Source organism: Yunchengibacter salinarum (assembly GCF_037658235.1).
Taxonomy (GTDB): Bacteria; Pseudomonadota; Alphaproteobacteria; order Sphingomonadales; family Kordiimonadaceae; genus Yunchengibacter; species Yunchengibacter salinarum.
In genome coordinates this window covers 73,785-97,245 of sequence record NZ_JBBJLN010000004.1, presented here as the reverse complement: position 1 = coordinate 97,245, position 23,461 = coordinate 73,785, and the positions used below count along the sequence as shown (strand labels likewise).

General features: G+C 62.3%; 23 protein-coding genes. 2 read left to right on the top strand and 21 right to left on the bottom strand.

Translation table 11 applies throughout. From position 1 onward, the window contains the following. Nucleotides 1–61 precede the first annotated feature (61 nt). A complete protein-coding gene (locus WGH93_RS05440) occupies nucleotides 62–919 on the bottom strand; it encodes a tetratricopeptide repeat protein (protein ID WP_374763853.1) in 858 nt (285 codons plus the stop codon). A gap of 126 nt (nucleotides 920–1,045) precedes the next feature. On the opposite strand from WGH93_RS05440, the gene WGH93_RS05435 reads away from it, so the two are divergent. Continuing rightward, a complete protein-coding gene (locus WGH93_RS05435; RefSeq protein ID WP_374763852.1) occupies nucleotides 1,046–1,237 on the top strand; it encodes a hypothetical protein in 192 nt (63 codons plus the stop codon). Nucleotides 1,238–1,375: 138 nt separating this feature from the next. Here the strand turns inward: WGH93_RS05435 and WGH93_RS05430 are convergent, their stop codons facing one another. From WGH93_RS05430 to rplM, 11 genes are all read right to left on the bottom strand, one after another. Then, entirely contained in the window at nucleotides 1,376–2,272 is an 897-nt protein-coding gene (locus tag WGH93_RS05430) for a phytoene/squalene synthase family protein (RefSeq protein WP_374763851.1), read from the bottom strand. A gap of 108 nt (nucleotides 2,273–2,380) precedes the next feature. Next, on the bottom strand, nucleotides 2,381–2,983 hold the full coding sequence (locus WGH93_RS05425; RefSeq protein ID WP_374763850.1) for a superoxide dismutase: 603 nt from the start codon (nucleotides 2,981–2,983) through the stop codon (nucleotides 2,381–2,383). A gap of 181 nt (nucleotides 2,984–3,164) precedes the next feature. Next, nucleotides 3,165–3,743 carry a gamma carbonic anhydrase family protein gene (locus WGH93_RS05420; RefSeq protein ID WP_374763849.1) on the bottom strand — a complete coding sequence of 193 codons (579 nt, stop codon included), beginning with the start codon at nucleotides 3,741–3,743 and terminating at the stop codon, nucleotides 3,165–3,167. Between the two features lie 17 nt (nucleotides 3,744–3,760). Beyond that, a complete protein-coding gene (argC, locus tag WGH93_RS05415) occupies nucleotides 3,761–4,882 on the bottom strand; it encodes an N-acetyl-gamma-glutamyl-phosphate reductase (protein ID WP_374763848.1) in 1,122 nt (373 codons plus the stop codon). A gap of 46 nt (nucleotides 4,883–4,928) precedes the next feature. Continuing rightward, nucleotides 4,929–5,798: a flagellar motor stator protein MotA gene (gene motA / locus WGH93_RS05410; protein ID WP_374763847.1), complete on the bottom strand. Its 870-nt coding sequence runs from the start codon at nucleotides 5,796–5,798 to the stop codon at nucleotides 4,929–4,931. Nucleotides 5,799–5,933: 135 nt separating this feature from the next. Beyond that, nucleotides 5,934–6,542 carry a redoxin domain-containing protein gene (locus WGH93_RS05405; RefSeq protein WP_374763846.1) on the bottom strand — a complete coding sequence of 203 codons (609 nt, stop codon included), beginning with the start codon at nucleotides 6,540–6,542 and terminating at the stop codon, nucleotides 5,934–5,936. Nucleotides 6,543–6,556: 14 nt separating this feature from the next. Beyond that, nucleotides 6,557–8,731 carry a protein-disulfide reductase DsbD family protein gene (locus WGH93_RS05400; protein WP_374763845.1) on the bottom strand — a complete coding sequence of 725 codons (2,175 nt, stop codon included), beginning with the start codon at nucleotides 8,729–8,731 and terminating at the stop codon, nucleotides 6,557–6,559. A 134-nt stretch (nucleotides 8,732–8,865) separates the two neighbouring features. Next, on the bottom strand, nucleotides 8,866–10,293 hold the full coding sequence (locus tag WGH93_RS05395) for a M28 family metallopeptidase (RefSeq protein WP_374763844.1): 1,428 nt from the start codon (nucleotides 10,291–10,293) through the stop codon (nucleotides 8,866–8,868). Between the two features lie 24 nt (nucleotides 10,294–10,317). Beyond that, the gene (locus WGH93_RS05390; protein WP_374763843.1) at nucleotides 10,318–10,851 is read right to left on the bottom strand and encodes a protein tyrosine phosphatase family protein; all 534 of its coding nucleotides are present in this window, start codon (nucleotides 10,849–10,851) and stop codon (nucleotides 10,318–10,320) included. Between the two features lie 149 nt (nucleotides 10,852–11,000). Then, on the bottom strand, nucleotides 11,001–11,501 hold the full coding sequence (gene rpsI / locus WGH93_RS05385; RefSeq protein ID WP_374763842.1) for a 30S ribosomal protein S9: 501 nt from the start codon (nucleotides 11,499–11,501) through the stop codon (nucleotides 11,001–11,003). A gap of 5 nt (nucleotides 11,502–11,506) precedes the next feature. Then, nucleotides 11,507–11,965: a 50S ribosomal protein L13 gene (rplM, locus tag WGH93_RS05380; RefSeq protein ID WP_374763841.1), complete on the bottom strand. Its 459-nt coding sequence runs from the start codon at nucleotides 11,963–11,965 to the stop codon at nucleotides 11,507–11,509. A 348-nt stretch (nucleotides 11,966–12,313) separates the two neighbouring features. On the opposite strand from rplM, the gene WGH93_RS05375 reads away from it, so the two are divergent. After that, entirely contained in the window at nucleotides 12,314–13,327 is a 1,014-nt protein-coding gene (locus tag WGH93_RS05375) for an NADP-dependent oxidoreductase (protein WP_374763840.1), read from the top strand. Nucleotides 13,328–13,417: 90 nt separating this feature from the next. On the opposite strand, the gene WGH93_RS05370 is transcribed toward WGH93_RS05375, so the two are convergent. The 9 genes from WGH93_RS05370 to aspS form a co-directional block, all read right to left on the bottom strand. Beyond that, nucleotides 13,418–13,729, bottom strand: a complete 312-nt coding sequence (locus WGH93_RS05370) for a TM2 domain-containing protein (RefSeq protein WP_374763839.1) — start codon at nucleotides 13,727–13,729, stop codon at nucleotides 13,418–13,420. A 61-nt stretch (nucleotides 13,730–13,790) separates the two neighbouring features. Then, complete coding sequence (gene cutA / locus WGH93_RS05365; protein WP_374763838.1) at nucleotides 13,791–14,165, bottom strand: divalent-cation tolerance protein CutA; 375 nt, start codon at nucleotides 14,163–14,165, stop codon at nucleotides 13,791–13,793. Nucleotides 14,166–14,199: 34 nt separating this feature from the next. Continuing rightward, nucleotides 14,200–15,270 (bottom strand): COX15/CtaA family protein, encoded by a 1,071-nt coding sequence (locus WGH93_RS05360; protein WP_374763837.1) that lies wholly within the window; start codon nucleotides 15,268–15,270, stop codon nucleotides 14,200–14,202. Between the two features lie 96 nt (nucleotides 15,271–15,366). Then, nucleotides 15,367–16,827, bottom strand: coding sequence for a ribosome biogenesis GTPase Der (gene der / locus WGH93_RS05355; protein ID WP_374763836.1), 1,461 nt, complete (start codon nucleotides 16,825–16,827; stop codon nucleotides 15,367–15,369). Nucleotides 16,828–16,854: 27 nt separating this feature from the next. Further along, entirely contained in the window at nucleotides 16,855–18,198 is a 1,344-nt protein-coding gene (locus WGH93_RS05350) for an outer membrane protein assembly factor BamB family protein (RefSeq protein ID WP_374763835.1), read from the bottom strand. Between the two features lie 23 nt (nucleotides 18,199–18,221). Then, entirely contained in the window at nucleotides 18,222–18,983 is a 762-nt protein-coding gene (locus tag WGH93_RS05345; RefSeq protein ID WP_374763834.1) for a tetratricopeptide repeat protein, read from the bottom strand. A 129-nt stretch (nucleotides 18,984–19,112) separates the two neighbouring features. Next, entirely contained in the window at nucleotides 19,113–19,961 is an 849-nt protein-coding gene (gene panB, locus WGH93_RS05340; RefSeq protein ID WP_374763833.1) for a 3-methyl-2-oxobutanoate hydroxymethyltransferase, read from the bottom strand. Nucleotides 19,962–20,004: 43 nt separating this feature from the next. Further along, nucleotides 20,005–21,552 (bottom strand): glutamine-hydrolyzing GMP synthase, encoded by a 1,548-nt coding sequence (guaA, locus tag WGH93_RS05335; protein WP_374763832.1) that lies wholly within the window; start codon nucleotides 21,550–21,552, stop codon nucleotides 20,005–20,007. Nucleotides 21,553–21,580: 28 nt separating this feature from the next. Next, nucleotides 21,581–23,368: an aspartate--tRNA ligase gene (gene aspS, locus WGH93_RS05330; RefSeq protein WP_374763831.1), complete on the bottom strand. Its 1,788-nt coding sequence runs from the start codon at nucleotides 23,366–23,368 to the stop codon at nucleotides 21,581–21,583. Between the last annotated feature and the right edge of the window lie 93 nt (nucleotides 23,369–23,461).

Sequence of the window (23,461 nt, the reverse complement as noted above, 5' to 3'; positions counted from 1 at the left end):
GCCGGGACGGCCTTGATAGTGCGCCCGCCAGCCCCCTGCAAGTAGGGTGTGGCACCAGCCTTCATTCCTTGTCGGTACCATGCAGGCGGCGGGCGGCTTCGCGGGACAGGCGGTTGAACAGCACCAGCCCCGCCCTTTCCCGCGGATCAAGGCGCGGCAACAGACTCACCAGCCGTTTCACTTCCTGCGCGTCCTGTAATGTCAGCCCCTCGTTGGCCAGCTTGTTGGCCACCGCCGGCTGGTCGGAAAGGCCGTAAACAAGGGCCAGCGCCCGCAGCGCGCGTGTTTTCAGCCGGGCGGTGTTCAAAGGCGCCTGAAGGCTTCTGACCGCCACATCATAATGCCCGTCCAGCGCTTCTATCAGAGCCATGGTAAGAGCTGCGGCATTGTCTTTTGTCCCGTCAGCTTGCCGCAGCCGCGCTCTTGCCGCATCAAGGTCGCCCGCCGCCGCCGTCAAGCGGGCCTGCTGGCTCGCGGACAGGGACAGGCCCACGGTATTCGCGGCCTTCATGGCGTCAAAGGCGGCATCGAATCGCCCCAGCATTACGAGCGCATCAATCAGGTCGCACCACACGCTGGTGTCGCCGCTTTCGCGTGCCAACTCTCGCAGGCGCGCCAGTCCCTCATTCGCGTTCCCGCTCAATATGGTCAGTCGGGCCAGCCCGGCACGGGCCGCAACAAGGCCCGGCGCAGCGGCCAGGGCCTGCTGATACAGCGCGTGGGCATTTTTCAGGTCCCCTGCCCGCTCGAAGCCGCGCGCCACACGCGCCAGCGCCGCCGGGTCTTCGGATGCAAGCCGGTTCCGGGCCTTGGCGCTTACCGGCCCGGCATCGGTATTGACGCGCCGTTCCGGCCCCGTGGCGCAGCCCGCAAGGGCGACGAGGGCGAGGCTGGCGGCGATGAGACGGCACATGACCATGGGCGAAAAGCTCGAAGCTGGGGCAAAAAGATCAAATTGGCGGTTTCCCTAGTCAAGCGGCCCGGTTTGCGCTATATTGTCAAGTGCTGAGTGAGCGTGAGTCTCACGCTAAAGGAGGTGAAAGAGATGGATATTCAAGGCGCATCCCAGGCTGCCCAGCAGCCCGTGTTGAGCAGCGGCCAGAGCGGTAGCAACGAATCCGCCGCCACAGAGCGCAATGAGCGCGTGGAAGCGCGGGATTCCGGCTCCGAACGGCTGGAGGTTGAGCGCTCTTCCACCGGGCCGGACGTGGGCAACCGGGTAGACATCTCCGCCTGACGCCTGACTTTTCGGCGCACCGGAGTGAAGATTTTTACCGCCGTGCCATTTTTGGTGCGGTGGTTTCGGCTGTCTCCGTCGCGGCCTTTATAGCCGAATCAAAACCTGTCCTGGTTGGCGATACACCGGCGCATCCCGTCAATACCGGCCAAGCAGGCTGCGTCCCATCAAGGTTAGCATCTTGGAAAAGCGGCTGGGTTTATCCAGCGGCAGCTCGAAAGCGCGCCCCTGCCGCGATTCGATGATCGCCAGATATTGATCCACCAGTGCCAGTTCCAGCATGGGTGCGCGCATTTTTGAAGGTATCCGCCGACGCATGGAACGGGCGCGCTTGGCCTCGCTTCTGGCAAACGCCACCATGCGCATGAAAATCGGGCGCAGGGCTTCCTGCGCTTCTTTCTGCCGGGCGGCTTCCGGCGCCAGCCCGGCGCGGGTCACGTCTTCCTGCGGCAAGCGGCTGGTGCCCAGCGCGCTGTGATAGGCGGTAGCGCGAATCAGCCCGGTCATGCCAAATGCGGCGCCGGCCGCACGGCCAGCCACCAGATGATCGTCCTGCGCCCCCAGAACCCACATGGCCGCCACGGTGACACCCCCCGCCGCGCGGCGGGTATAATCGGCAAGCGCATCAAAATCATCGGGGCCAGTATCGAACAGGTCCTGTTCCCGCGCATCGATCATATCGATCAGAATCGGATACAGGCCATCGAACCCTTCTATCCGGGCCAGCGCTTCCACCACGGGATGCCGCCGGGGTGTGCCCGCCTCTATGGCTTCAAGCGATTCCCGCCACCATTGAAGCCGAATCTGGCCCAGCGTGGGGTCACTCACGCTCTCCCGCGTTTTGCCGATTTCCTGATTGAAGGCATGAATGGCCCACAGTGCGGCCTGGCTTTCCGCCGGGCAGAACAGCGATACCAGATAACGGTCTGGATCATCCTGCCGCACGCTGCCACGGCAGTACTCCACGGGGTCCAGTGGGGGATCGCCGGGATCGGAGGCGCCCGCGCCGGGCTGATGCGACTGGGAATTGGTCATCGGCGAAATCCAGAAAGGCATGATCCGAACAGCGGGCCACGATCCCGACCGATCAAACGGCACAGATGTGCGGGGCGAGCGGCAAACCAGCCCCCGCCCCACAAGATATCAGGATGCCTTGGCCAGATTTTCGGCCACGAAATCCCAGTTCACCAGATTGCCCAGGAAAGCGCCCATATAATCCGGGCGGCGGTTCTGGTAATCCAGATAATAGGCGTGTTCCCACACATCCATGGTCAGCAGCGGGGTCTTGCCCTCGGTCATGGGGTTGCCGGCATTCAGTGTTTTGGTGACTTCCAGCTTACCATTGTTCAGTACCAGCCAGGCCCAACCGGAGCCGAACTGGGTGGCGCCCGCCGTCTTGAACTGGTCCGCGAACTCATCGAAGGAGCCGAAGTCCGCATCGATTTTCGCGGCCAGATCCCCGCTGGGCTTACCGCCACCACCGGGCTTCATGCTGTGCCAGTAGAAGGTATGGTTCCATACCTGCGCGGCCTGATTGAAAAGCTTTTGCTTTCCGGCGTCTTTCGCGCTGATCAGCATGATGTCTTCCAGGGATTTGCTTTCCAGCTCGGTTCCCTCGATCAGGCCATTGAGCGTAGTGACATAGGTGTTGTGGTGTTTGCCGTGGTGGAAACTCAGCGTTTCCTTCGAAATATGCGGTTCCAGGGCGTCTTGTGCATAGGGAAGGTCCGGCAGTTCAAAGCTCATAGCTCACCTCGTCTTGATCCAGAGTGGATGGAACCCGCTGAATGCGGATGGACAGGGTGAAACCGTCCGCCCCTCGACGAAAGGCGCCCCCTTGCCCGATACGCTTGTTTATGTGGGGTTCGTACCTGTTTTGACAAGACCTTTCAGGGATTAAAGTCCGACAGATACGGCGGTTTCCGCCTTATGGGTATGGATGTATCGCCTGCTCCCCGCGGGCATCGAGCCTGTGTTGTTCGGCCAATAGGCGATAATGTTCCGGCATACGCATATTGGCGGCGATTTCCGCATCGCTCAGCGTGCGCATGAGGCTGGCCGGGCTGCCTGCCCACAATTCGCCGCGTCGGATCACCTTGCCGGGGGTGAGCATCCCACCCGCCGCCAGCATTCCGCCGCCCTCCACGACCGCCCGGTCCATCACGATGGCGCCCATGCCCACAAAAGCGCCGTCTTCAAGGGTGCAGCCGTGCAGCATGGCCTTGTGCGCCACCAGAACGTCATCCCCGATCAGGGTGGGATTCTTGTGCGTGGTTACATGGACCACCGTGCCATCCTGCACATTGCTGCGCGCGCCGATGCGCACATGATGCACGTCTCCCCGCACCACGGTGTTATGCCATATGCTGCTGCCGGGGCCGATCACCACGTCGCCCACCACCTGCGCGCCGTGCAGGATGAAGGCGCTGTCATCCACCTTGGGCCATATGCCCTTGAACGGAGTCAGCCGACCGCCGAGATCGGTCTCGCGGTAAAGCGGTGCCATTGCTGGTCTCCCATGCCTCAGGGGAAGAGCGCCACCTGTTCAAGGCCGCACTTTTCCTCATATCCCAGCATCAGATTCATTGCCTGAATGGCCTGACCGCTGGAGCCCTTGACCAGATTGTCGATGGCGGACACCACGATGGCCCGGCCCTGTATGCGATCCGCAAATACATTGATATGGCACATGTTGGACCCCTTGACGCCGCTTGTGTTCGGCACCTGCCCTTCCCGCAGCACATGGACAAAGGGCTCATCGGAAAAGCGGTCGATCAGATATGCGCGCAGATCGTCCACGCTGCGATCTTCCGCCAGCGTCACATAGATTGTTTCCAACTGGCCGCGATTCATGGGCACCAGATGGGGGGTGAAGCTGATGGTCACGTCGCCGCCCGCGGCGCGGGACAGTTCCTGTTCAATCTCCGGCATATGGCGGTGGTGCCCAACGCCATAAGGCTTGAAGCCTTCATTTAGTTCCGCGAACAGCAGGTGATCCTTCAGCCCGCGCCCTGCCCCGCTGGCGCCTGACTTGGCATCGATGGTGATGCCGTCCGGCGTGATCAGGCCCGCTTCCAGCAGCGGCGCCAGGCCAATCAGCGCGGCGGTGGGGTAGCACCCCGGACACGCCACCAGGTGCGAACTGCGAATCTGGTCCCGGTACAGTTCCGGCAGACCATAAACGGCTTTCTTCTGAAGGTCCGCGGCCTGATGGTCCCGGCCATACCAGCGGGCATAGGTGGCCACATCACGAAGCCGGAAATCGGCGGACAGGTCGATGATGCGCGCCTGGCCCGTGAAGCTGTCCGCCAGGTCATCAGGGCCTTCCGCGACGAATTCTTCCAGAAGCGTGTGTCCGGTGTCGTGCATCAGCCCCCGGATCACCGCCTGGCTTGTGGCGTGTGGCAGGGCGCAGAAAACCGCGTCCAGCTCCACGGCGGGCCATTCCACCTCGTCCAGCGCGATCATGTCCGGCAGGCCCAGCCCGGAAAGATGGGGAAACACGTCGCCGATCGGCTGGCCGGCGCGGCGCTCCGCAGTAAGCAAAACGATTTCCACATGCGGATGGCGCGCCAGAAGACGCACCAGGTCGCCCCCGGTATATCCACTGGCGCCCAGAATGCCGACGCGCGCGGGCTGTGTCATGGTTTCCCCCATAGGACTGTTGTTTGAAAGGGTACCGCCCTGCTGATCAGACATCCGTGGGCAGTTCGGCGATGGCCTCTTCCATTTCCTCAAAGCCGGGCATGTGCTCCGAAGGCACATTGCGCCGCCCCAGTTCCACGGAAATCTGCGGGGCGTTGCCTTGCAGGTGTGAAACAATGATGATCTTGATGACTTCCAGGAACTGGTGTTCCTCGGTCAAGACCTGATTGAGCCGGTTGGCGATGGGTTTGAAAACCAGATAAGACAGGAAAATACCGAGAAAGGTGCCCACCAGTGCGCTGCCGATCATGGCGCCCAGCACTTCCACCGGCTCATTGATCGAGCCCATGGTCTTCACAATCCCCAGCACCGCCGCCACGATGCCGACGGCGGGCAGGCCCTCCGCCATTTCGTGAATGGAATGCTGCGGGTCGTGCTCTTCCGCATGGATCTTCTCCAGATCCGCATTCATGGCGTCTTCCATCTGGTTTGGATCTTCGAAATTCATCGTCATCATGCGGATGTAATCGGCGATGAATTCCACCACATGATGGTCGGCCGTGATCTTGGGGAACTGCTGGAATATCTTCGATTCTTCCGGGTTTTCGATATGGCCCTCGATCGCCACCACGCCCTTGGCGCGCATGGTCTTGACCAGCATGAACATCAGCGACAGCAGGTCCTTCCAGTCATCGCTGGACCATTTGGACCCCTTCATCACCTTGCTGATGCCGGATATGCCCCCCTTGAGAACCTTGGGGGAATTGCCACTGATGAAGGCCCCGATCGCCCCGCCGAAAATGATCATCAGCTCGAACGGCAGGGCCTTGATGATGATGCCGAACTTGCCGCCCGCCAGGGAAAAGCCGCCAAACACCATGACGAGCACGACAATCAGGCCGATGATAAAAAACATGCACGGTTCCGCTGCTGGTGGGGCCGATCGTTCACCGGCCCCTAACGCCTTCTGTTCCGGGGATTTTACACGTCATACCCGGCTTATCAAGGGCGCAGGCGGCTTATGCGGTCACAGCGCCTGATCGACCGGCTGTCAGTATTTCACCGAGCAGCCATAGGGGCGTGTGGCCCTGGGGCTGATTTCCTCGCCGTTTTGCAGGGCGGACCAGGCGGCGGTCACATAATTGGTGGCCCCTTCCAGGCTGTCCTGGCTGGGCGAGGAGCGATCATCAATGGCGCCCTTATATTTAAGCGTGCCATCCGCATCGATCAGAAACATGTGCGGTGTGGTGCGCGCGCCGTAAAGGCGGCCCACATCGCCTTTGGGGTCAAGAAGCACATGGGTGGGATAGGCGCCCCGGCTCTCGGTCAAATGAACGGCCTTTTCCGCTTCCACATGGCCCTGTTTGCCGGGGGCGGACGAAATGATCGACAGCCAGACGGCGCCGTCATCGGTCAGCTTCTTCTGGATGCGCTGCATATTGCCGCTGCCATAGTGTTTTCCCACATAGGGGCATTGGTGATTGGTCCATTCCAGGATCACCGGTTTGCCGGCATATTGTTCCAGCGAGATTTCGCCCCCGGAAGCGCTCTTCAGGGTGAAATCCGGCGCCGGTTCGCCCACTACGGGGCTGGCCGTGGCTGTGTGGGCGCCCAGCAGCAGGGCCGCCAGGCTCAGCAGGATATGTTTCACGGGTGTCATGGCTTTGCTCCCTTTCATGATTGAGCAGCGTCGCCCGCCTGCGCCTTTTTGATGGCGCCAAGCAGGCTGTCCACGGTGAGAACCTGCGGCAGGATAACGGCATCGCCACCATCCGCCGGGAAGAACAGATAGAGCGGCACACCGGCCCGGCCATATTCCGCAAGCACGCGGCCAATGGCGTCATTTCGGTTCGTCCAGTCCCCTTTGAGGACGGCAATATCGTTTTCCCGGAAGTAGGTTTCCGTGGGCGTGCGATACAGTGCCACGCGCTCGTTCACCTTGCAGGTGATGCACCAGTCGGCGGTGAAATACACGAAAACCGGTTCGCCGTCCGCCCGAAGGCTGTCGAGCCGTTCAGCGCTCCAGGCGGCGCCGTCCATCACGCTGTCGCCGCTTTGGGCACTGCGGTCCTCCCCGCCATGGGTGGGAATGAACCAGATCGCCACCAGCGCGGCCAGGCCGAAAATCAACGCCGCGCCTTTCAGTACACGGCCCGCCGCGCGGCCCCACAGCCAGATGGCGAACACCAGGCCAAGCAGCAGAAGCAGCAGAATGAAAAGTGCCGCCGAGCCCGCCTGCACGGTGAACAGATAAACCAGCCAGATCGCCGTGGCATACATGGGGAAGGCCAGCGCCTGACGCAGCGTTTCCATCCACGGGCCGGGTCTGGGCAGAAGTTTCGCGGCGCGCGGGCTGTGGGACAGGATCAGGAAAGGCAGGGCCAGTCCGAATCCAAGTGACAGGAACACCAGCAACACCACCGGAATGGGCTGTGTCAGCGCATAGCCGATGGCCGGCGCCATGAGCGGCGCGGTGCAGGGCGTGGCCACAAGCGTGGCCAGAACGCCGGTGAAGAAAGAGCCAGTGGTGCCGTTTTTCCCGGCCAGCCCCTGACCTGCCCCTTCAAAGCCGGTGCGCAGTTCGAAAAAGCCGGAAAGCGACAGCCCCACCAGCACCATGATCACGGTCATGGCCGCGATAAAGATGGGGTTCTGCATCTGGAAGCCCCAGCCCACGGCGGCGCCCCCTGCCCGCAAGGCCAGCAGCGCGCCCACCACCACCAGAAAGCTTGCCAGAATGCCGGCGGTGTAGGCCCAGCCCTCAAGCCGCCGGGCCGCAGGCTGCTCGCCACCGCTTTTAAGGAAGGCAAATGCTTTCAGCGACAGAACCGGGAACACGCAGGGCATCAGGTTAAGCACCATGCCGCCAAGCAGCGCGAACAGCACCGCCTGCCAAAGCGGCAGGGCAGCGCTGGCGCCCGTGGGCAACACCGCCCCCTTGGCCGCTTTCCCGTCTCCCGCGGGGGTGGCGCCGTCCGCCCCCTGTGTTGCCGGGCCATCGGCCTGAATCAGGTCCGGCGCCAGACGCATGGCCTGCCGCGTGCCGTCCTTGAAATCGAGCACTAGGACCCCCGCCGCCGTATCCGGCTCCAGGGCCCCGCGATCGCGCGGCAGGGTCAGTTCCAGCCCCTGTTCGGTGCGCGCCATCGTTTGCTCGGCGGCATAGGTGGTCACGCCCTCCCCCGCCGGGAAGAAGGTGGCCTTTTCCACACGGGCCGCTTCCGCCGCGCCGGTCAGCACGGTCAACCGGCTGGATTCGTCGCCGACCCGCAGCCCGGCTTCATACCAGGACGGGTCGGGCAAACGCTCCCGCGCGGTGGAGAACAGATCCCCATTGGATTCGGCGCGCGCGCCAGCCTCCCCGCGCGGCAGGGACAGCGCCAGTTCGGCGCTTTGCGGAATGCAGCTTTCCTCACAGGACAACCATTCCGCCGACAGGCCGATGCGGGCCGTTTCCGGCACCGTCTTGCCGGGTGTCACCTTCACAAGCAGCGTATTGGGCGCGTCATAGCCATAATTCATCAGCGGGCCGACCGGCAGGCGCTCCGGCACCGGATAAAGCGGGTCCGCCGCCTGCCAGCCATCGGGCAGATCAAAGGACAGAATGGGCGTCATGCCGCTGTCGCCGGGGTTCTTCCAATAGGTGTGCCAGTGTTCCCTGGGCGTGAAGCGCACAGCCAGCCAGAACGGCTCGCCAACGGCCACGGCCCGCACCTCCGAGGCCAGAAGGATGGTGCTGTGGCTCTCCGTCACCTGGGTGCGCAGGGTGGTTTCGGCCTGCGCGGGCAGCCATGCCAGGATAAGGGCGGTAATGAAGACGAGCGGGCGGACGATCCGGCTTGCGGTCATGAGTGGTCCTTTGTCCCATTGAACAGCGCTGCGGCGGGGAGCGGTCCCCCGCCGGGGAGCGGTCCCCCGCCACAGCAGATAGGTGCTGAAAGCGTCCCTGTCAGTTCACAATACGGTTAGCGGGTTTGTGAAGGTCATTCCCCGCCCGTACCGGGGGCCGGTTCGAATGCCCCCATGGGGCCGGGAAACACCACCGGCGTTTCCAGCCCGTCATTGGCCACGGCGGTTACACCAAAGAAGTAATTGTCGATCACCACATTTTCCAGCGTGTGTTCCCGCTTGTCCTTGCCCACGAAATGGCTCCAGCGCCAGTTGGCATCCGTGGTCTTGCGCCAATAGATGCGGAAGCCCCTGAGATTGGCCATCTGGCGTGTCTGCCACGGCATGGACCATTTCACCGTAGTGTCCGGGCTGACCGCCCCTTCGATGGTCACATCCACCGGGAAAGGCGGGCTTCCCGCCAGTTGCGCCAGGGTCGCCACATTCAGTGAGGTCAGCTTGGCGGCATAGTCAAAATCAACATAATCGACGGTGTCGCCGAAATGGCGCCCATTCTCGGTGCGGATGTTCTGATGCTGACGGTCATAATGCTCGTTGGTTTCCATGATGCGCACGCCCGGATAGCCCGCCTCGTTGAACGGGCGATGGTGGCCGCCGCGACGGAAACGATCCAGCCGGTAGATCATCATCACGTCCAGATTGCGGATATAGCGATCCGCCAATGTGTCGATCAGGCGCGCCAGATTGCGGCTGGGGCTGTCCACCTCGCCGCCCCAGAAGCGGCGCTGGCGGGCCTCTTCCTCGGTTTCCACCACGCGGGTGCCCTCGGAAAAGACACGAGCGATGGTATTGTCGGTAATGCCGTTGATGCCGCTGATATTGCCGATCATGTCATTATTGAGCACCCCCATGATCCGCCAGCCGTTCTTTTTGGCATAATCCGCCAGAATGCGGCCACCATAGAGCCCCTGCTCTTCCCCTGACAGGCCCGCATAGACGATGGAACCGGGGAATTTGGTCTGGCACAGCACGCGAAGCGCTTCCATGACACCGGCCATGCCGCTGGCATTGTCATTGGCGCCCGGCGCGTCGGATGTGCCGTCCAGCGGGTCACTGGCCCGGCTGTCAATGTCGCCGGACATCATCACCACCCGGTTCGGGTCCAGAATACCCTTTTGCAGCGCGACCACATTCACCACTTCGGTGGGGTCTGGAATACGGCCCCCCTCCACCGTTTCCGAAACGGTAAAGACCTCCACATCCGCTTTGCAGGTTTCGGCAATGGCTTCCATTTCCCCCTGAATGAAGCGCCGGGCCGCGCCGATACCACGCTCGTCACTGTCCGTCTGCGACAGGGTGTGCCGCGTGCCGAACCCGGCCAGGGTACGAATATCCGCCTCGATCCTGTCCGCATCCACAGTGTTGACGAAACCATGAATGCGGCGCACTTCCTTTGCCGGGTTTTCGTGCAGCGCCTGCGCCGAGGCGGGCAGTGTTGTTGCCGCCAGAAGCCCCAGCCCACCCATGGCGGCGGCGAGACACAGTGATAATGTCCGGTGCATGATACTCTCCCCCTTTGGATATTTTTACTGTTTCTTTTCAGCCTGTTGCAGCTTTTTCTTCACAGCCCGTGACAAGCCGGAAAGACCCGCTTTCCGGCCCAGATCATAGGCGGCGTCCACGCTCATATCCTGAAAATGGAACTGGCGCAGGGCCAGCAGCCCGCCCGCGCGATTGCCGGCCGCACAGTGCAGCAGCACCTGCCCATGCGCTTCCACTTCGGTGAGCGCGGCGTGCAACTGCCTTGCGGTTTCCGGTGTCAGGTCTTCCGCGCCGCTGACGGGAATGCGGATCAGCCTTAGGCCGAGCGCGCTGGTCTCGGCATCTTCGTCCATGCCGGTCCATTCATTTTCGGTGCGCAGGGTGATGACGGTTTTCACCCCGCTGTCCGCCAGCGCCTTCAGGTCGTCCCGGCTGGGTTGGCCGCCAGTGATGATGCCCGGTAGGGGCATGGCGGCATTGGACATGTCCAGGTCCATATCCGGCGCCTGCGCGAGCGCGCCCCGCCCCCCGATCAGCAAACCGCCCAGCAGGAGCAGTCTGGATAACAAGCGGGTCATGGCAATCTCCCTTGCGCGATGGATGGTGTACCTGGCGCCCGCCAGATGCGTGCCCCGACCATAAACCGGTCGCGCCCATAAAAAAAGGCCGCCCCCGAAGGAGCGGCCCGAATTCTGTTCGGCATGGCGGGCGTTGCCCGCTCGCGGCCTTAACGCTTGGAGAACTGGAAGCTGCGACGGGCCTTTTTGCGGCCATACTTCTTCCGTTCCACCGTCCGGCTGTCCCGCGTCAGGAAGCCCGCGGACTTCAACGACGCGCGCAGTTCCGGCTCCGCCAGTTGCAGGGCGCGGGAAATGCCATGCTTGACGGCACCGGCCTGACCACTGAGGCCGCCGCCCTTTACGGTGGCGACCACATCATACTGGTCCACCCGATCAGCAACCTGGAACGGCTGGTTCACGATCAGCCGCAGCGTCGGGCGAGCGAAATAGACTTCCTGCTCCCGCCCGTTCACCGTGATGCGACCGCTGCCCGGCTTGACCCAGACACGGGCCACGGCATCCTTCCGGCGACCAGTGGCATAGGTGCGGCCCAGCGAGTCCTTGACGGGCTTGCGCTCTTCCTGGGTGGCCTCAACCGGCGTGTCGCCGGCGGCGGGCTCGCCCGTGATTTCCTTCAGATCCTGAAGCGTGGCTTTATCTTCTGCCATGACGCTTACCTCTTGTTCTTGGGGTTCATGGCCGCAACGTCCAGAACTTCAGGGTTCTGAGCGGCGTGCGGATGATCGCTGCCCGCAAAGACGCGCAGATTGCGCAATTGCTGGCGGCCCAGCGGGCCGGAGGGGATCATGCGCTGAATGGCTTTTTCCACGACGCGCTCCGGGAAGCGACCTTCGAGGATTTCTTCCGCCGTCTGGGATTTGATGCCCCCGGGATAGCCGGTGTGGCGGTAATAGATCTTGTCCGACCGTTTCTTGCCGGTGAGCTTCACCTTGTCGGCGTTGATCACGATCACATTGTCGCCGCAGTCCATATGGGGCGTGAAGGTGGGCTTGTGCTTGCCCCGGAGAACGGAAGCGACGGCCTGGGCAAGACGGCCCAGGACCACACCGTCTGCATCGACGATGAGCCACTTCTTTTCGATCTCCGACGGTTTGGCGGAGTAGGTTTTCATAATTGTCCTCTTGTCCGGTTTTCTGGTCCGGTTCTTTTGTGCCGCGAGGCCCCCGCCATACTGTATCCCGTGTGCTTGGGGCTCTGCGGCGGCTCCTTTGGCCGCTCGGGCGACGGGACCGTGATACGACCCGCCGGTGCGTGGCGTGCACTATAGTGATGGCGCGGCCTGCGTCAAGCCTTTTAAGTGGCTATATTTTTGTAAAAGTTATTCAAAAACAATGAGATAAAAATGAGGTAAAATAATACCACATAAAAAAGAAGCCTTCGCCCCCCTTGCCGCGCCCGCGCTCGCCACCTAATCTTCTGTACCCAATCGAACATTGTCCAAAAGGGGGAGGACACCCAGATGACCGCAATCCGCCAGATCCTGTTGAACAGCCGGCCCGAAGGCTGGGTCACCAATGACAATTTCAAGCAGGCGGAAGCCGAGCTTGGCGACCCGGCCAGTGGCGAGGTGCAGATCAAGCCCGTTTATTTCTCCGTGGACCCTTATATGCGGGGCCGGATGAACGACATGAAGTCCTACATTCCGCCTTTCCAGATCGGCGAACCGATCGAAGCCGGGCTCGTGGGCAAGGTGGTGGCCTCCAACGGGGGGCGGTTCAAGGAAGGGGCCTATGTGGTCGGCATGGGGCCGATGGCCGATGCCTTCAATCATCAGGCAAGCGACTTCTACGAGGTAGACCCGTCCCTGGCGCCGCTGTCCTATCATCTCGGTATTCTCGGTATGCCGGGGATGACGGCCTATGTTGGCCTGAAGGGCGTGGCGGAGCTGAAAGACGGCGAAAATGTCTTCGTTTCCGCCGCATCGGGCGCCGTGGGCCAGGTAGTGGGCCAGATCGCCAAAAATCTGGGCTGTCATGTGGCGGGCAGCGCCGGGGACGATGACAAGGTTGCCTATCTCAGGGAATTGGGGTTCGACGATGCCTTCAATTACAAGACGGAAGGCAATCTGGTCAAAGCGGTGCGCAAGGCCAATCCCGATGGCATCGATGTCTATTTCGAAAATGTGGGCGGCCCGATCATGGAAGCGGCCATCAACAATCTCAATTTCAACGCCCGGATCGCGCTTTGCGGCATGATCGCCAGCTATAATGCCACGCTGGATGATCTGCCGCCGGGGCCGCGCAATCTGATGGTGCTGATCCAGCGCAGCGTGAAGATGCAGGGCTTCATCGTCTTCAATTACCCGGAACTGACCCGCGAATGGGTCAAGCTGGGCGCGGGCTGGCTGAAAGAAGGCAAGCTGAAATATCGGGAAACCGTGGCCGAGGGCCTGGAGAACGCCCCCCAAGCCTTTATCGACATGCTCAAGGGCCGCAATTTCGGCAAGCAGGTGGTGAAAGTGGCGGACGACTGAGCCGCCGCCCCGCCCCTCCTGGCGCATGGCTTGAAACCATGAAGCGCGCCCCGATCATCGGGGCGCGTTTTTCGTGCCCGGAAAAGCCGATCAGCCGATGGTGCGGGCCAGCCTGGCATTATAGCGCTGCGTAAGCCCCGGAATCAGCAGGGCATCCACGAGCCACCACAAGCCGATGAAAAGCATCCCCAGATGACCGATCAGAATGATCATGGTCAGGAAGGACACCCCGGCCACCGCCAGCATGACGAAGCCGGAAAAAGTGGCCCCCAGATAAAAGCGGTGAACCCCGAAACCGCCCAGAAAGAACCACAGAAGATACGCCACCAGCACGGACTTGCGGCGGCTTTCAAATTCCATCATGGCGCGGGCATCATCTGAAACGCGGCTTTGTCTGTTCATCGGTTCCCCTTCCCCGTTACTGATCCGAAGCATCAAACCTAGCCGCCCGTTTGCACCATGCCTAGTTTGAAACGCGCTTCTGTGGATCGACGGTTTCGCGCACCCAGCCCAGATAGTCGCCCTCGCCCCCTTCAATGGGCCAGATCGTGATGCACGGAACGTCGTAATTGTGCAGTTCCTTGATGCGCGCGATGGCTTTGGCGCTCATGGATCGGGTGGTCTTGGCGATCATCACCACCTCATTGTCGATCTGCACCATGCCGTCCCACTTATAAACGGAGCGCACGCCGTCAAACACATTGACGCAGGCGACCAGATCCTCCTTGACCAGTTCGCTGGCCATGTGGACGGCGACATTCTCGCTCTCCACGGTCACATACAGGCTGACGCAACCGCTGTCTGCGCGCGTTTCGGGTGTTTCGATCCGGTCATTCACCGCAGCCCCCTTTGTTCGGCGGGGAAGCCTTGCCTCAGGCGACCCGCCCCTTGTGCAAATGAAGGAAATACAGCACCGCCGCCAGCAGCAGCACGGCCACACCCTGATGCGCCGTTCCCCAGACCACCGGCACTGCCTTTACCAGAGTGACAATGCCGAGCGCGGCTTGCAACAGCAACAGCACGCTCATGCCCACCGCCGCCACCCGCACCGGGCCGCCCAGTCGCCAGCCTCGCCAGCCGAGCCAGAGCCCCAGGGCCATGAGCACATAGGCACCAATGCGATGATCGAATTGCACCGTGACCGCATTTTCCAGAAAATTGAGCCACCAGGGCGCCATATGCAGCAGGCCGGGGGGCACCAGCCCCTCCCCCATCAGCGGCCATTGGTTATAGATCATGCCCGCCTTCAGCCCGGCCACCAGCGCGCCCAGAACGATCTGAAGCGCCAACACGCCAAGCATGATCCGGCCAAGGCGGCGGGTAAAGTCCCGGCCCATGGCCGGGGCCGGCATCAGCAGGCCGAGTGCGGTTCGGAACAGGGCCGCGAAAATCACCAGCGCCAGTCCCAGATGCGCCGCCAGCCGGTAATGGCTGACCGCGGGTTCATCCACCAGCCCCGATTTCACCATGAACCAGCCCAGCAGACCTTGCGCCCCGCCCAGAAAGAACAGGGCCAGCAGGCGGGTGCCATAGCCAGGTGGGATGCGGCCCTTCAGCCAGAAGAAAAGCAGCGGCAGGGCAAAGGCAAGCCCGATGAGTCGCCCCAGCAGCCTATGACCCCATTCCCAGTAAAATATGGTCTTGAATTCATCCAGCGACATGCCCGCATTTTTCAGGCGATATTCGGGGCTGGTCCGGTATTTGGCGAATTCCGCCGCCCAGGCATCGTCACTGAGCGGGGGCAGGATGCCGGTGACGGGGCGCCAGTCCACCATGGACAGGCCGGATTCGGTCAGGCGTGTGGCGCCGCCCACCACCACCATCAGGAACACCAGCCCGCACATGGCAAGCAGCCAGCCCCCCACGGCGCGGCGATCCCGGTCCCGTGTCAGGGCAGGCATCATGGCGTGGGGGGAAGGTGCGTTTTCAGGCTGGCTGGTCATGACTTTTCAGGCATTCATGCTGTTGGCGGTACCATCCACAGAATAGGCCGTGAAACGCGCCCGTGTAGCGGTGGGATGTCGCAGCACGGGCAGCGTTCAGCCTTTTCTGCGCCGCCGGCTGGCATAGGGGTTTTCGCCCTTGCGCAGCATCAGGCGAATGGGCGTGCCCGGCAGGTCAAAGTCGCGGCGCAGCTCGTTTTCCAGATAGCGTTTGTAACTGCCCGGCAGGTCTTCCGGCATATTGCAGAAAAGCGCGAAGGTGGGTGGCCGGGTTTTCACCTGTGCGCCATAGCGAATCTTGATCCGACGCCCGGAAACCATGGGCGGGGGGTGCTGATCCGTGGTGGCGGCCAGCCAGCGGTTGAAAGCCCCGGTGGGGACGCGGGCGTTCCACACCTCCACGGCTTTTTCCACGGCGGGCATCATCTTCTGCACGCCCTTGCCGGTCAGGGCGGAGAAATTGATCACTTCCACACCGCGCAACTGCGGCAGGCTACGGGTCAACGCATCCTTCACCGACCGGTTCAGCGCCAATCGATCCGTTACCAGATCCCATTTGTTCACGGCGATGATCACGGCGCGGCCTTCATCAATGATGCGCTCGGCGATCTTCAGGTCCTGTTTTTCCACACCGCGTTCGGCATCGATCAACAGCACCACGATCTCGGCGAACTGTATGGCGCGCAACGTGTCGTTGACCGAAAGCTTTTCCAGCTTTTCCATCACGCGGGCACGCCGCCGCAGCCCGGCGGTATCGAACAGGCGCACCGGCAGGCCGTTCCATTCCCATTCGATGGCGATGGAATCGCGGGTCAGGCCCGCTTCCGGCCCGGTAACAAGGCGTTCCTCCCCCACCAGGTGATTGATCAGGGTGGACTTGCCCGCATTGGGCCGCCCCACCACGGCCAGCCTGAGGGGGGCTTCCGCCTCCGCCTGCTCTTCGGGGTCGTCGAATTCGAAATCCAGATCCCCCACATCGGGCAGATCCAGTCCGTCCGTGGGGCCGTCGGCGCTTTTCCCGTCTTCGTCGTCCGACTCGTCCGCATAGGGATCGCCGCCCCCTTCGCGCACCGCATCCACAATGGCCTGGTACAGTTCGGCCATGCCTTCATCATGCTCGGCGGAAATGGCGATCGGCTCCCCCAGCCCCAGGCTGTAGGCTTCATAGAGGCCGGATATCACGGCCCGGCCCTCGCACTTGTTGGCCACCAGAATCACCGGCGCCTTCAAGCGACGCAGCTCGGCGGCGAAATGACTGTCCAGCGGGGTCACGCCGGCGCGGGCATCATACAACATCAGCACCACGTCCGCGTCCTGCATGGCCTTTTCGGTCTGCATCCGCATACGGTGGGACAGGCTGCCCTGATCGCCGTCTTCCAGCCCCGCCGTATCGATCAGGTTGAAGCTGAGATCGGCCAGGCTGCCCTGCCCTTCCCGCCGGTCACGGGTCACGCCGGGGGTGTCGTCCACCAGTGCAAGCCGCTTGCCGACGAGCCGGTTGAACAGGGTGGACTTGCCCACATTGGGCCGCCCGACGATGGCGAGGGTGAAAGCCATGATTTTTTCCGTTTTGCGCTAAATAACTTAGCGATATGCGATCAGTTCGCCATCATTTGTCTGAACAAGGAAGGTGCCATCCACCACGATGGGCGGAGTCGTGGTGCCGCCGGGAAGTTCGATGCCGCTCAAAACCTCACCGGTATAAGGCGACAGTGACAGGGCATAACCATGACTGCTGGTCACCAGAAGGCGGTCCCCGGCAAGGATGGGGCCATTCCAGCTTATCAGGCCGCGCCGGTCTTCCTGATCGCGGAAACGCTGCAACTGGGTGATCCAGCGCAGACGGCCATCCGCCAGAGAAACCGCGGCCACTTGCGCGTCAATGGTGGTGACGAAAGCGAAATTGCCCGAAACCCAGGGCGTGTTCAGCCCGGCAATGTCCGCCTCCCATGCGCGTTCGCCGGAGCGCATGTCGATGCTGACCATGCGCCCGGAATGGGAAACGGCATAGACACGCCCCCTGTCCATCACCGGCAGCGCATCTACATCGGACAGGGAGGACAGGGGCGTCAGCCGCCGGGCGGAGGAAAGCGCATCCTGCCACAAGACCCGGCCATTATTGCTGAGCATGGCGATCAGTTCGCCGGACGACAGCGCGGTCACGACCGTATCGTCATTGAAGGCCGGGCTGGCGGCACCCAACATGCCCGCAGTCTCCACAATGCCCACCTGATCCCAGGCAAGGCTGCCGTCTTCCTGATTGAAGACCAGAAGCTGGTTATCCTGCGTCAGCGCAAAAACACGCCCGTCGCCCACCGTGGGGGCACCCCGGAACGGCACGAAACGCTCACTGCTCCAGATCACGGAGCCGTCTTCGCCATCCAGAGCGTGCACATACCCATAGCCGGTGGTGGCGTAAATCCGCCCTTTATGGAAGGCCACGCCGCCGCCAAAACCCACATCGGAACGCTCGTTCTCGTCTTCCAGCGAACGGGTCCATTTCACATTGCCCGTATTCAGATCAATGGCGGAAACCAGCGCCTGGGAATCCATGGTATAGACGGTGCCATTGGCGGCAACAGGCCCCGCCGTCATGCGCTCATAGTCCTTGTTGCCCTTTCCGAAATCCGCGCGCCAGGCAATATCCAGCGTTTCATCCAGGGCCAGATGATAAGGGGTATGGCTGGCATTGCCACCGGCCTGCGCCCAGCTCTTGTTGCGATAGGGGCGGGAAATCGTGACCGGCAGGTCCTGAATGCCCGGATCGGCTTCAAGAAGCTGGGTTGAGGTCAAGATGGAAATGCGCTCCTTGCCGCCGTCATCATATTTCTGCCGTGGCCCACTTCCGCCGCAGGCGGCCAGGGACAGGGCCAGGGCGGCTGCCAGAGCGGTGCGGGCCGCGTGACCGGTGGCGGTTTGGATTGTCATCACAACCTTCCTTGTTTGCCTTGTTATCGGGGCGTGTCGGCGCTGGCATCCGCGCCGTCAGCATCGCCCGGCGACTCCGCCGACGCCTCGGAATCGATGCTCTGTTGGTCCAGTTCGCGACCGATCAGCTTTTCCATATCCTCAGCCCGCTGGCGGATGCTGGCCGGGGTTTCATCATCCGCCACCAGGCTTTCCAGCCGCTGGCGGGCGCTGGCCATGTCCGCTTGCTGAAGGTCCAGCAGCGCCAGTTGCTCAAGGCCGCTATGGTGCCAGGGGCGCCCGCCCTGTGCCACGGTGGAGAAACGTTTGCGCGCCGCATCAAGGTCGCGGCCTTCCTGCACCATCACCATACCGGACAGAAGCCGCGCCAGATCATCGATGATGCGATCCGGGCCGCCTTCACGGATCAGAAGATCATAAGCCGACAGCGCCGAATCCACATCGCCCGCATCCAGTGCGGCGGCGGCCATGCGCAGGCGGGCAAGCGCGCCATAGGTGGCGCCAAGCTCCCCTTCCGCGCCCGCCAGCGCGTCCCGCCAAACGGCGACCGGGTCCGCGCCGTCCTCGCGTGCACGCTCCAGTGCGGCGGCGAAAGCACCGGAATGTGCCTCTGCCTGGCTTTGCTCATAGGCCTGCCAGCCCTCGCGGCCCGCCACCAGCAGAACCACGCCGATGGCCAGGGCGATGATATATTTACCAAACCGCTGCCACAGCGATTTCATGCGCTCGCGACGCAGGGCCTCATCGACTTCCTGAAACGCCAGTTCGGATTGATCGTCCGACACGCCAGTCTCCTTAAATGGTCACCGGGCTGACCGGTGCGTTCAGCGCAGCCGCAAGACCGCGCCGCCGAATGCGGCGCGTACCATAGTCAAACCGGTGCGGCATGGCAATCAATGGCTTGCGCGCCATGCTCACCCGGATGACTTCATGGGGTAGGTATGCTCCACCGCCGGGAAGCGCCGTGCGCGCACATCGCCCGCGTAATCTTCAACCGCTTTGCGAATATCGTCGCCTATCTCCGCATAACGCTTAACGAATTTCGGATTTATGGCGAACAGGCCAAGCATGTCTTCCGTAACCAATATCTGTCCGTCGCACATATTGGAAGCGCCAATGCCGATCACCGGCACACTCAGTTCTTCCGTAACCTTGCGGGCCAGCGGTTCTGCCACGCCTTCCAGCACGACGGCAAAGGCGCCCGCCTCGGCCACCGCTCTGGCATCGCGGATGATCGGGTCCCATTCTTCCGCCCGGCGGCCACGGGCCGCATAGCCGCCAGCGGTATGCACACTTTGCGGCATCAGGCCCACATGGGCGAGGACCGGAATGCCGCGCGCCACCAGGAAGGACACTGTATCGGTCATTTCCACGCCGCCTTCCAGCTTGACAGCCCCGGCCCCGGTCTCGCTGAGGGCCCGCGCGGCGTTGCGAAAGGCCTGCTCCTTCGATTCCTCATAGGTGCCGAAGGGCATGTCGATCACCACTAGGGCCCGCTTTGCGCCGCGGGTTACGGCCCGTCCATGGGCGATCATCATGTCCAGTGATACGCCAAGGGTGCTGTCCATCCCATACAGCACCATGCCCACGCTGTCCCCCACCAGGATCAGGTCGCAGTGCTCATCCAGCCGCGCCGCCATGGGGGCGATATAGGCGGTCAGGCAGACGATGGGGTCGCCGCCCTTGGCGCGGGCAATGGCGCGCGCCGTCACCTTGCGTCGCGGGCGTGCATCGACGGCGGTTTCCTTGTTGGTGGTGGACATGTCTCTCCCCCTTCATGCGGACAGAACGTGATGCGCCGAAGCGCTATTCCCATTCGATGGTGCCGGGTGGCTTGGAAGTGACATCATAGACCACGCGGTTGATGCCGCGCACCTCATTGATGATGCGGGTGGAGACCCGCCCCAGAAATGTGTGTGAAAAAGGATAGCTTTCCGCCGTCATGCCGTCCGTGCTGGTCACGGCCCTGAGGGCGCATACCCAGTCATAGGTACGGCTGTCCCCCATCACGCCCACGGTCTGCACGGGCAGCAGCACGGCGAAGGCTTGCCAGATACTGTCATACAGGCCCGCATTGCGGATTTCCTCAAGATAGATGGCATCCGCCTTGCGCAATATATCGCATTTCTCGGCGGATACCTCGCCCGGAATGCGAATGGCGAGCCCCGGCCCCGGAAAGGGGTGACGGGCAATGAAGGGCTCCGGCAGGCCCAGTTCCCGGCCAAGGATGCGCACTTCATCCTTGAAAAGCTCACGCAGCGGTTCCACCAGCGCCATGTTCATGCGCTCCGGCAGGCCACCCACATTATGGTGGCTTTTGATGGTGACGCTGGGGCCACCCGTAAAGCTGACGGATTCGATCACATCGGGATAGAGCGTACCCTGGGCCAGAAAGTCCGCGCCGCCCACGGCTTTCGCTTCCTGCTCGAACACGTCGATGAACAGGCCGCCGATGATCTTGCGCTTCTGTTCCGGGTCCTGCACGCCGCTCAGGCGGTCCATGAACAGGTCGCGCGCGTCCCGGTGCACCAGATTGATCTGATAGTGTTCCCGGAACAGGGATACCACCTGATCCGCTTCCCCCTGCCGGAGCAGGCCGTGATCCACGAAAACACAGGTAAGCTGATCGCCAATGGCCTCGTGCAGCAGGACAGCCACAACGGAACTGTCCACCCCGCCGGACAAGCCGCAAATCACCCGCCCGTCACCCACCTGATCCCGGATCGCCCTGATCTGGCTATCCCGGAAACCGGCCATGCTCCAGGTGCCCGTGCAGCCGCATACGCCGCGCACGAAGCGTTCCAGAAGGGCCGCGCCATGGGGCGTGTGCATGACTTCCGGGTGAAACTGCACGCCGTAAAAACCGCGCGCATCATCGGCGATGGCCGCCATGGGGGCGCCGTCCGAAACACCGACCACCCGAAAGCCATCGGGCAGTGCCTCAACCCGATCACCGTGACTCATCCAGACCTGTTCACGGTCCCCCGCCTTCCAGACACCTTCAAAGAGGGCGCAATCGTCCGTCACATCCAGAAAGGCACGGCCAAATTCGTGGTGGTCGGATGTGCTGACCCGGCCACCGAGCTGATCCACCATGGTCTGCTGACCATAGCAGATGCCAAGCACCGGGAGCCCGGCATCGAACACCGCCCGCGGCGCACGCGGCGTATCCGCCGCCGTTACGCTGGCAGGCCCGCCGGACAGGATAATGCCCTGCGGCGCCATGCGCGAAAGGGCATCCTCCGCCCGATTGAATGGCACGATTTCGCAGTAAACACCCGCTTCCCGCACGCGGCGAGCGATAAGCTGCGTGACCTGGCTGCCGAAATCGAGGATCAGAATTTGCTCTTGCATGGGGCTGCCCCTTGTGCCGATCGCCGGTTCAGGCGCCGCTTTCCTTCTTGGGTGGCTCCACCACGCGGATGTGCAGTTCCCGGAGCTGTTTGGCGTCCACTTTCGACGGGGCGCCCATCATCAGGTCTTCCGCCTTCTGGTTCATGGGGAACAGGATCACCTCCCGCAGGTTTTCCTCCTCGCAGAGCAGCATGACGATCCGGTCAACACCCGGCGCGATCCCGGCGTGCGGTGGCGCGCCATTCTTGAACGCCCCCAACATGCCGCCGAACTCGGCTTCCACCACGTCCTTGCTGTACCCGGCGATCTCGAATGCCTTGTACATGACTTCGGGCCGGTGGTTCCGCACGGCGCCGGACGACAACTCCACCCCGTTGCAGACGATGTCATACTGATAGGCCAGGATGTCCAGCGGGTCCATCGTCTCAAGCGCTTCCATGCCGCCCTGGGGCATGGAGAAGGGGTTGTGGGAAAACTCCACTTTCTTGTTGTCCTCGTCCCACTCGAACATGGGGAAATCCACGATCCAGCAGAACTTGAACTCGTCCGTCCTGACCAGGTCCAGATCATTCCCCACTTTCGTGCGGGCGGCGCCTGCCAGTCTGGCCGCGCCGGCTTCCTTGTCGCAGGCAAAGAATACGCCGTCATTGGGGGCAAGGCCCAACTGGTCCACAAGCGCCTGGGTGCGCTCTTCGCCGATATTCTTGGCGATCGGCCCGCCCGGTTTGCCATCCTTGAAATTGATATATCCCAGCCCGGCGAACCCGGCCTGTTTGGCCCAGTCATTGGTCTTGTCGAAAAAGCTGCGGGCCAGCGCGCCGGCACCGGGGGCCGGAATGGCGCGCACCACGGCGCCGCCCTCGACCATCTTGGCAAAAATGCCAAAGCCGGAGCCCCGGAAAATCTCCGTCACGTCCTGAATTTCAATGGGGTTGCGCAGGTCCGGCTTGTCGCTGCCATATTTCAGCATGGCTTCCCGATACGGAATGCGCGGGAACGGCGCGGGCGTAACCTTCTTTTCGGAAAATTCGCTGAATACGCCTTCCATGACCGGTTCGATCACGCGGAACACGTCTTCCTGGGTGGCGAAGCTCATTTCCATATCGAGCTGATAGAACTCGCCGGGGCTGCGGTCGGCGCGCGCGTCTTCATCCCGGAAGCAGGGCGCGATCTGGAAATATTTGTCGAAGCCCGACATCATGATGAGCTGCTTGAACTGCTGCGGCGCCTGCGGCAGGGCATAAAACTCACCGGGATGCAGGCGGGACGGCACCAGAAAGTCCCGCGCGCCTTCGGGGCTGGACGCGGTCAGAATCGGGGTCTGAAACTCGCGGAAGCCCTGATCCGTCATGCGACGGCGCAGGGAGGAAATGATATCAGACCGCTTCAGGATATTGTTGTGCAGCCGTTCGCGGCGCAGGTCCAGATAGCGGTATTTCAGGCGGATATCTTCGGGATATTCGGCCTCGCCAAAGACCGGCATGGGCAGATCGCCCGCCGCGGAGAGCACCTCCATCTCGTCCACATACAGCTCTACGCTGCCGGTGGGCAGGTCGGGATTCACGGTGTCCTCGCTGCGGGCCTTGACCCGGCCATCCACGCGGATCACGCTTTCCGCCCGCACCGCATCGGCCTCATCGAAGCAGGCGCTGTCCACGTCGAACACGCACTGGGTGATGCCGTAATTGTCCCGAAGGTCGATGAACAGAAGACCGCCATGGTCCCGTTTGCGGTGAACCCAGCCCGAAAGACGGACGGATGCGCCCACATCGGCCTGCCTCAGATCATTACAGCTATGGGTGCGATAGGCATGCATATTGGTTTCAAAGCCCCTGTAAAATGATGGTCGTCATGGCGGGGGCGCCCCCGATTTTCGCTGCGGGAAAAGCGCATGATTGGCCCATAATGT

What these genes read in the sequence shown, in the direction of transcription:
- WGH93_RS05425 (WP_374763850.1), bottom strand. Translation starts at nt 2,983, where the DNA reads ATGAGCTTTGAACTGCCGGACCTTCCCTATGCACAAGACGCCCTGGAA.
- WGH93_RS05435 (WP_374763852.1), top strand. Translation starts at nt 1,046, where the DNA reads ATGGATATTCAAGGCGCATCCCAGGCTGCCCAGCAGCCCGTGTTGAGC.
- WGH93_RS05370 (WP_374763839.1), bottom strand. Translation starts at nt 13,729, where the DNA reads ATGAACAGACAAAGCCGCGTTTCAGATGATGCCCGCGCCATGATGGAA.
- der (WP_374763836.1), bottom strand. Translation starts at nt 16,827, where the DNA reads ATGGCTTTCACCCTCGCCATCGTCGGGCGGCCCAATGTGGGCAAGTCC.
- motA (WP_374763847.1), bottom strand. Translation starts at nt 5,798, where the DNA reads ATGTTTTTTATCATCGGCCTGATTGTCGTGCTCGTCATGGTGTTTGGC.
- guaA (WP_374763832.1), bottom strand. Translation starts at nt 21,552, where the DNA reads ATGCAAGAGCAAATTCTGATCCTCGATTTCGGCAGCCAGGTCACGCAG.
- WGH93_RS05430 (WP_374763851.1), bottom strand. Translation starts at nt 2,272, where the DNA reads ATGACCAATTCCCAGTCGCATCAGCCCGGCGCGGGCGCCTCCGATCCC.
- rplM (WP_374763841.1), bottom strand. Translation starts at nt 11,965, where the DNA reads ATGAAAACCTACTCCGCCAAACCGTCGGAGATCGAAAAGAAGTGGCTC.
- WGH93_RS05420 (WP_374763849.1), bottom strand. Translation starts at nt 3,743, where the DNA reads ATGGCACCGCTTTACCGCGAGACCGATCTCGGCGGTCGGCTGACTCCG.
- panB (WP_374763833.1), bottom strand. Translation starts at nt 19,961, where the DNA reads ATGTCCACCACCAACAAGGAAACCGCCGTCGATGCACGCCCGCGACGC.
- WGH93_RS05395 (WP_374763844.1), bottom strand. Translation starts at nt 10,293, where the DNA reads ATGCACCGGACATTATCACTGTGTCTCGCCGCCGCCATGGGTGGGCTG.
- WGH93_RS05440 (WP_374763853.1), bottom strand. Translation starts at nt 919, where the DNA reads ATGGTCATGTGCCGTCTCATCGCCGCCAGCCTCGCCCTCGTCGCCCTT.
- aspS (WP_374763831.1), bottom strand. Translation starts at nt 23,368, where the DNA reads ATGCATGCCTATCGCACCCATAGCTGTAATGATCTGAGGCAGGCCGAT.
- WGH93_RS05390 (WP_374763843.1), bottom strand. Translation starts at nt 10,851, where the DNA reads ATGACCCGCTTGTTATCCAGACTGCTCCTGCTGGGCGGTTTGCTGATC.
- WGH93_RS05400 (WP_374763845.1), bottom strand. Translation starts at nt 8,731, where the DNA reads ATGACCGCAAGCCGGATCGTCCGCCCGCTCGTCTTCATTACCGCCCTT.
- WGH93_RS05350 (WP_374763835.1), bottom strand. Translation starts at nt 18,198, where the DNA reads ATGACAATCCAAACCGCCACCGGTCACGCGGCCCGCACCGCTCTGGCA.
- WGH93_RS05405 (WP_374763846.1), bottom strand. Translation starts at nt 6,542, where the DNA reads ATGACACCCGTGAAACATATCCTGCTGAGCCTGGCGGCCCTGCTGCTG.
- rpsI (WP_374763842.1), bottom strand. Translation starts at nt 11,501, where the DNA reads ATGGCAGAAGATAAAGCCACGCTTCAGGATCTGAAGGAAATCACGGGC.
- WGH93_RS05375 (WP_374763840.1), top strand. Translation starts at nt 12,314, where the DNA reads ATGACCGCAATCCGCCAGATCCTGTTGAACAGCCGGCCCGAAGGCTGG.
- argC (WP_374763848.1), bottom strand. Translation starts at nt 4,882, where the DNA reads ATGACACAGCCCGCGCGCGTCGGCATTCTGGGCGCCAGTGGATATACC.
- WGH93_RS05360 (WP_374763837.1), bottom strand. Translation starts at nt 15,270, where the DNA reads ATGACCAGCCAGCCTGAAAACGCACCTTCCCCCCACGCCATGATGCCT.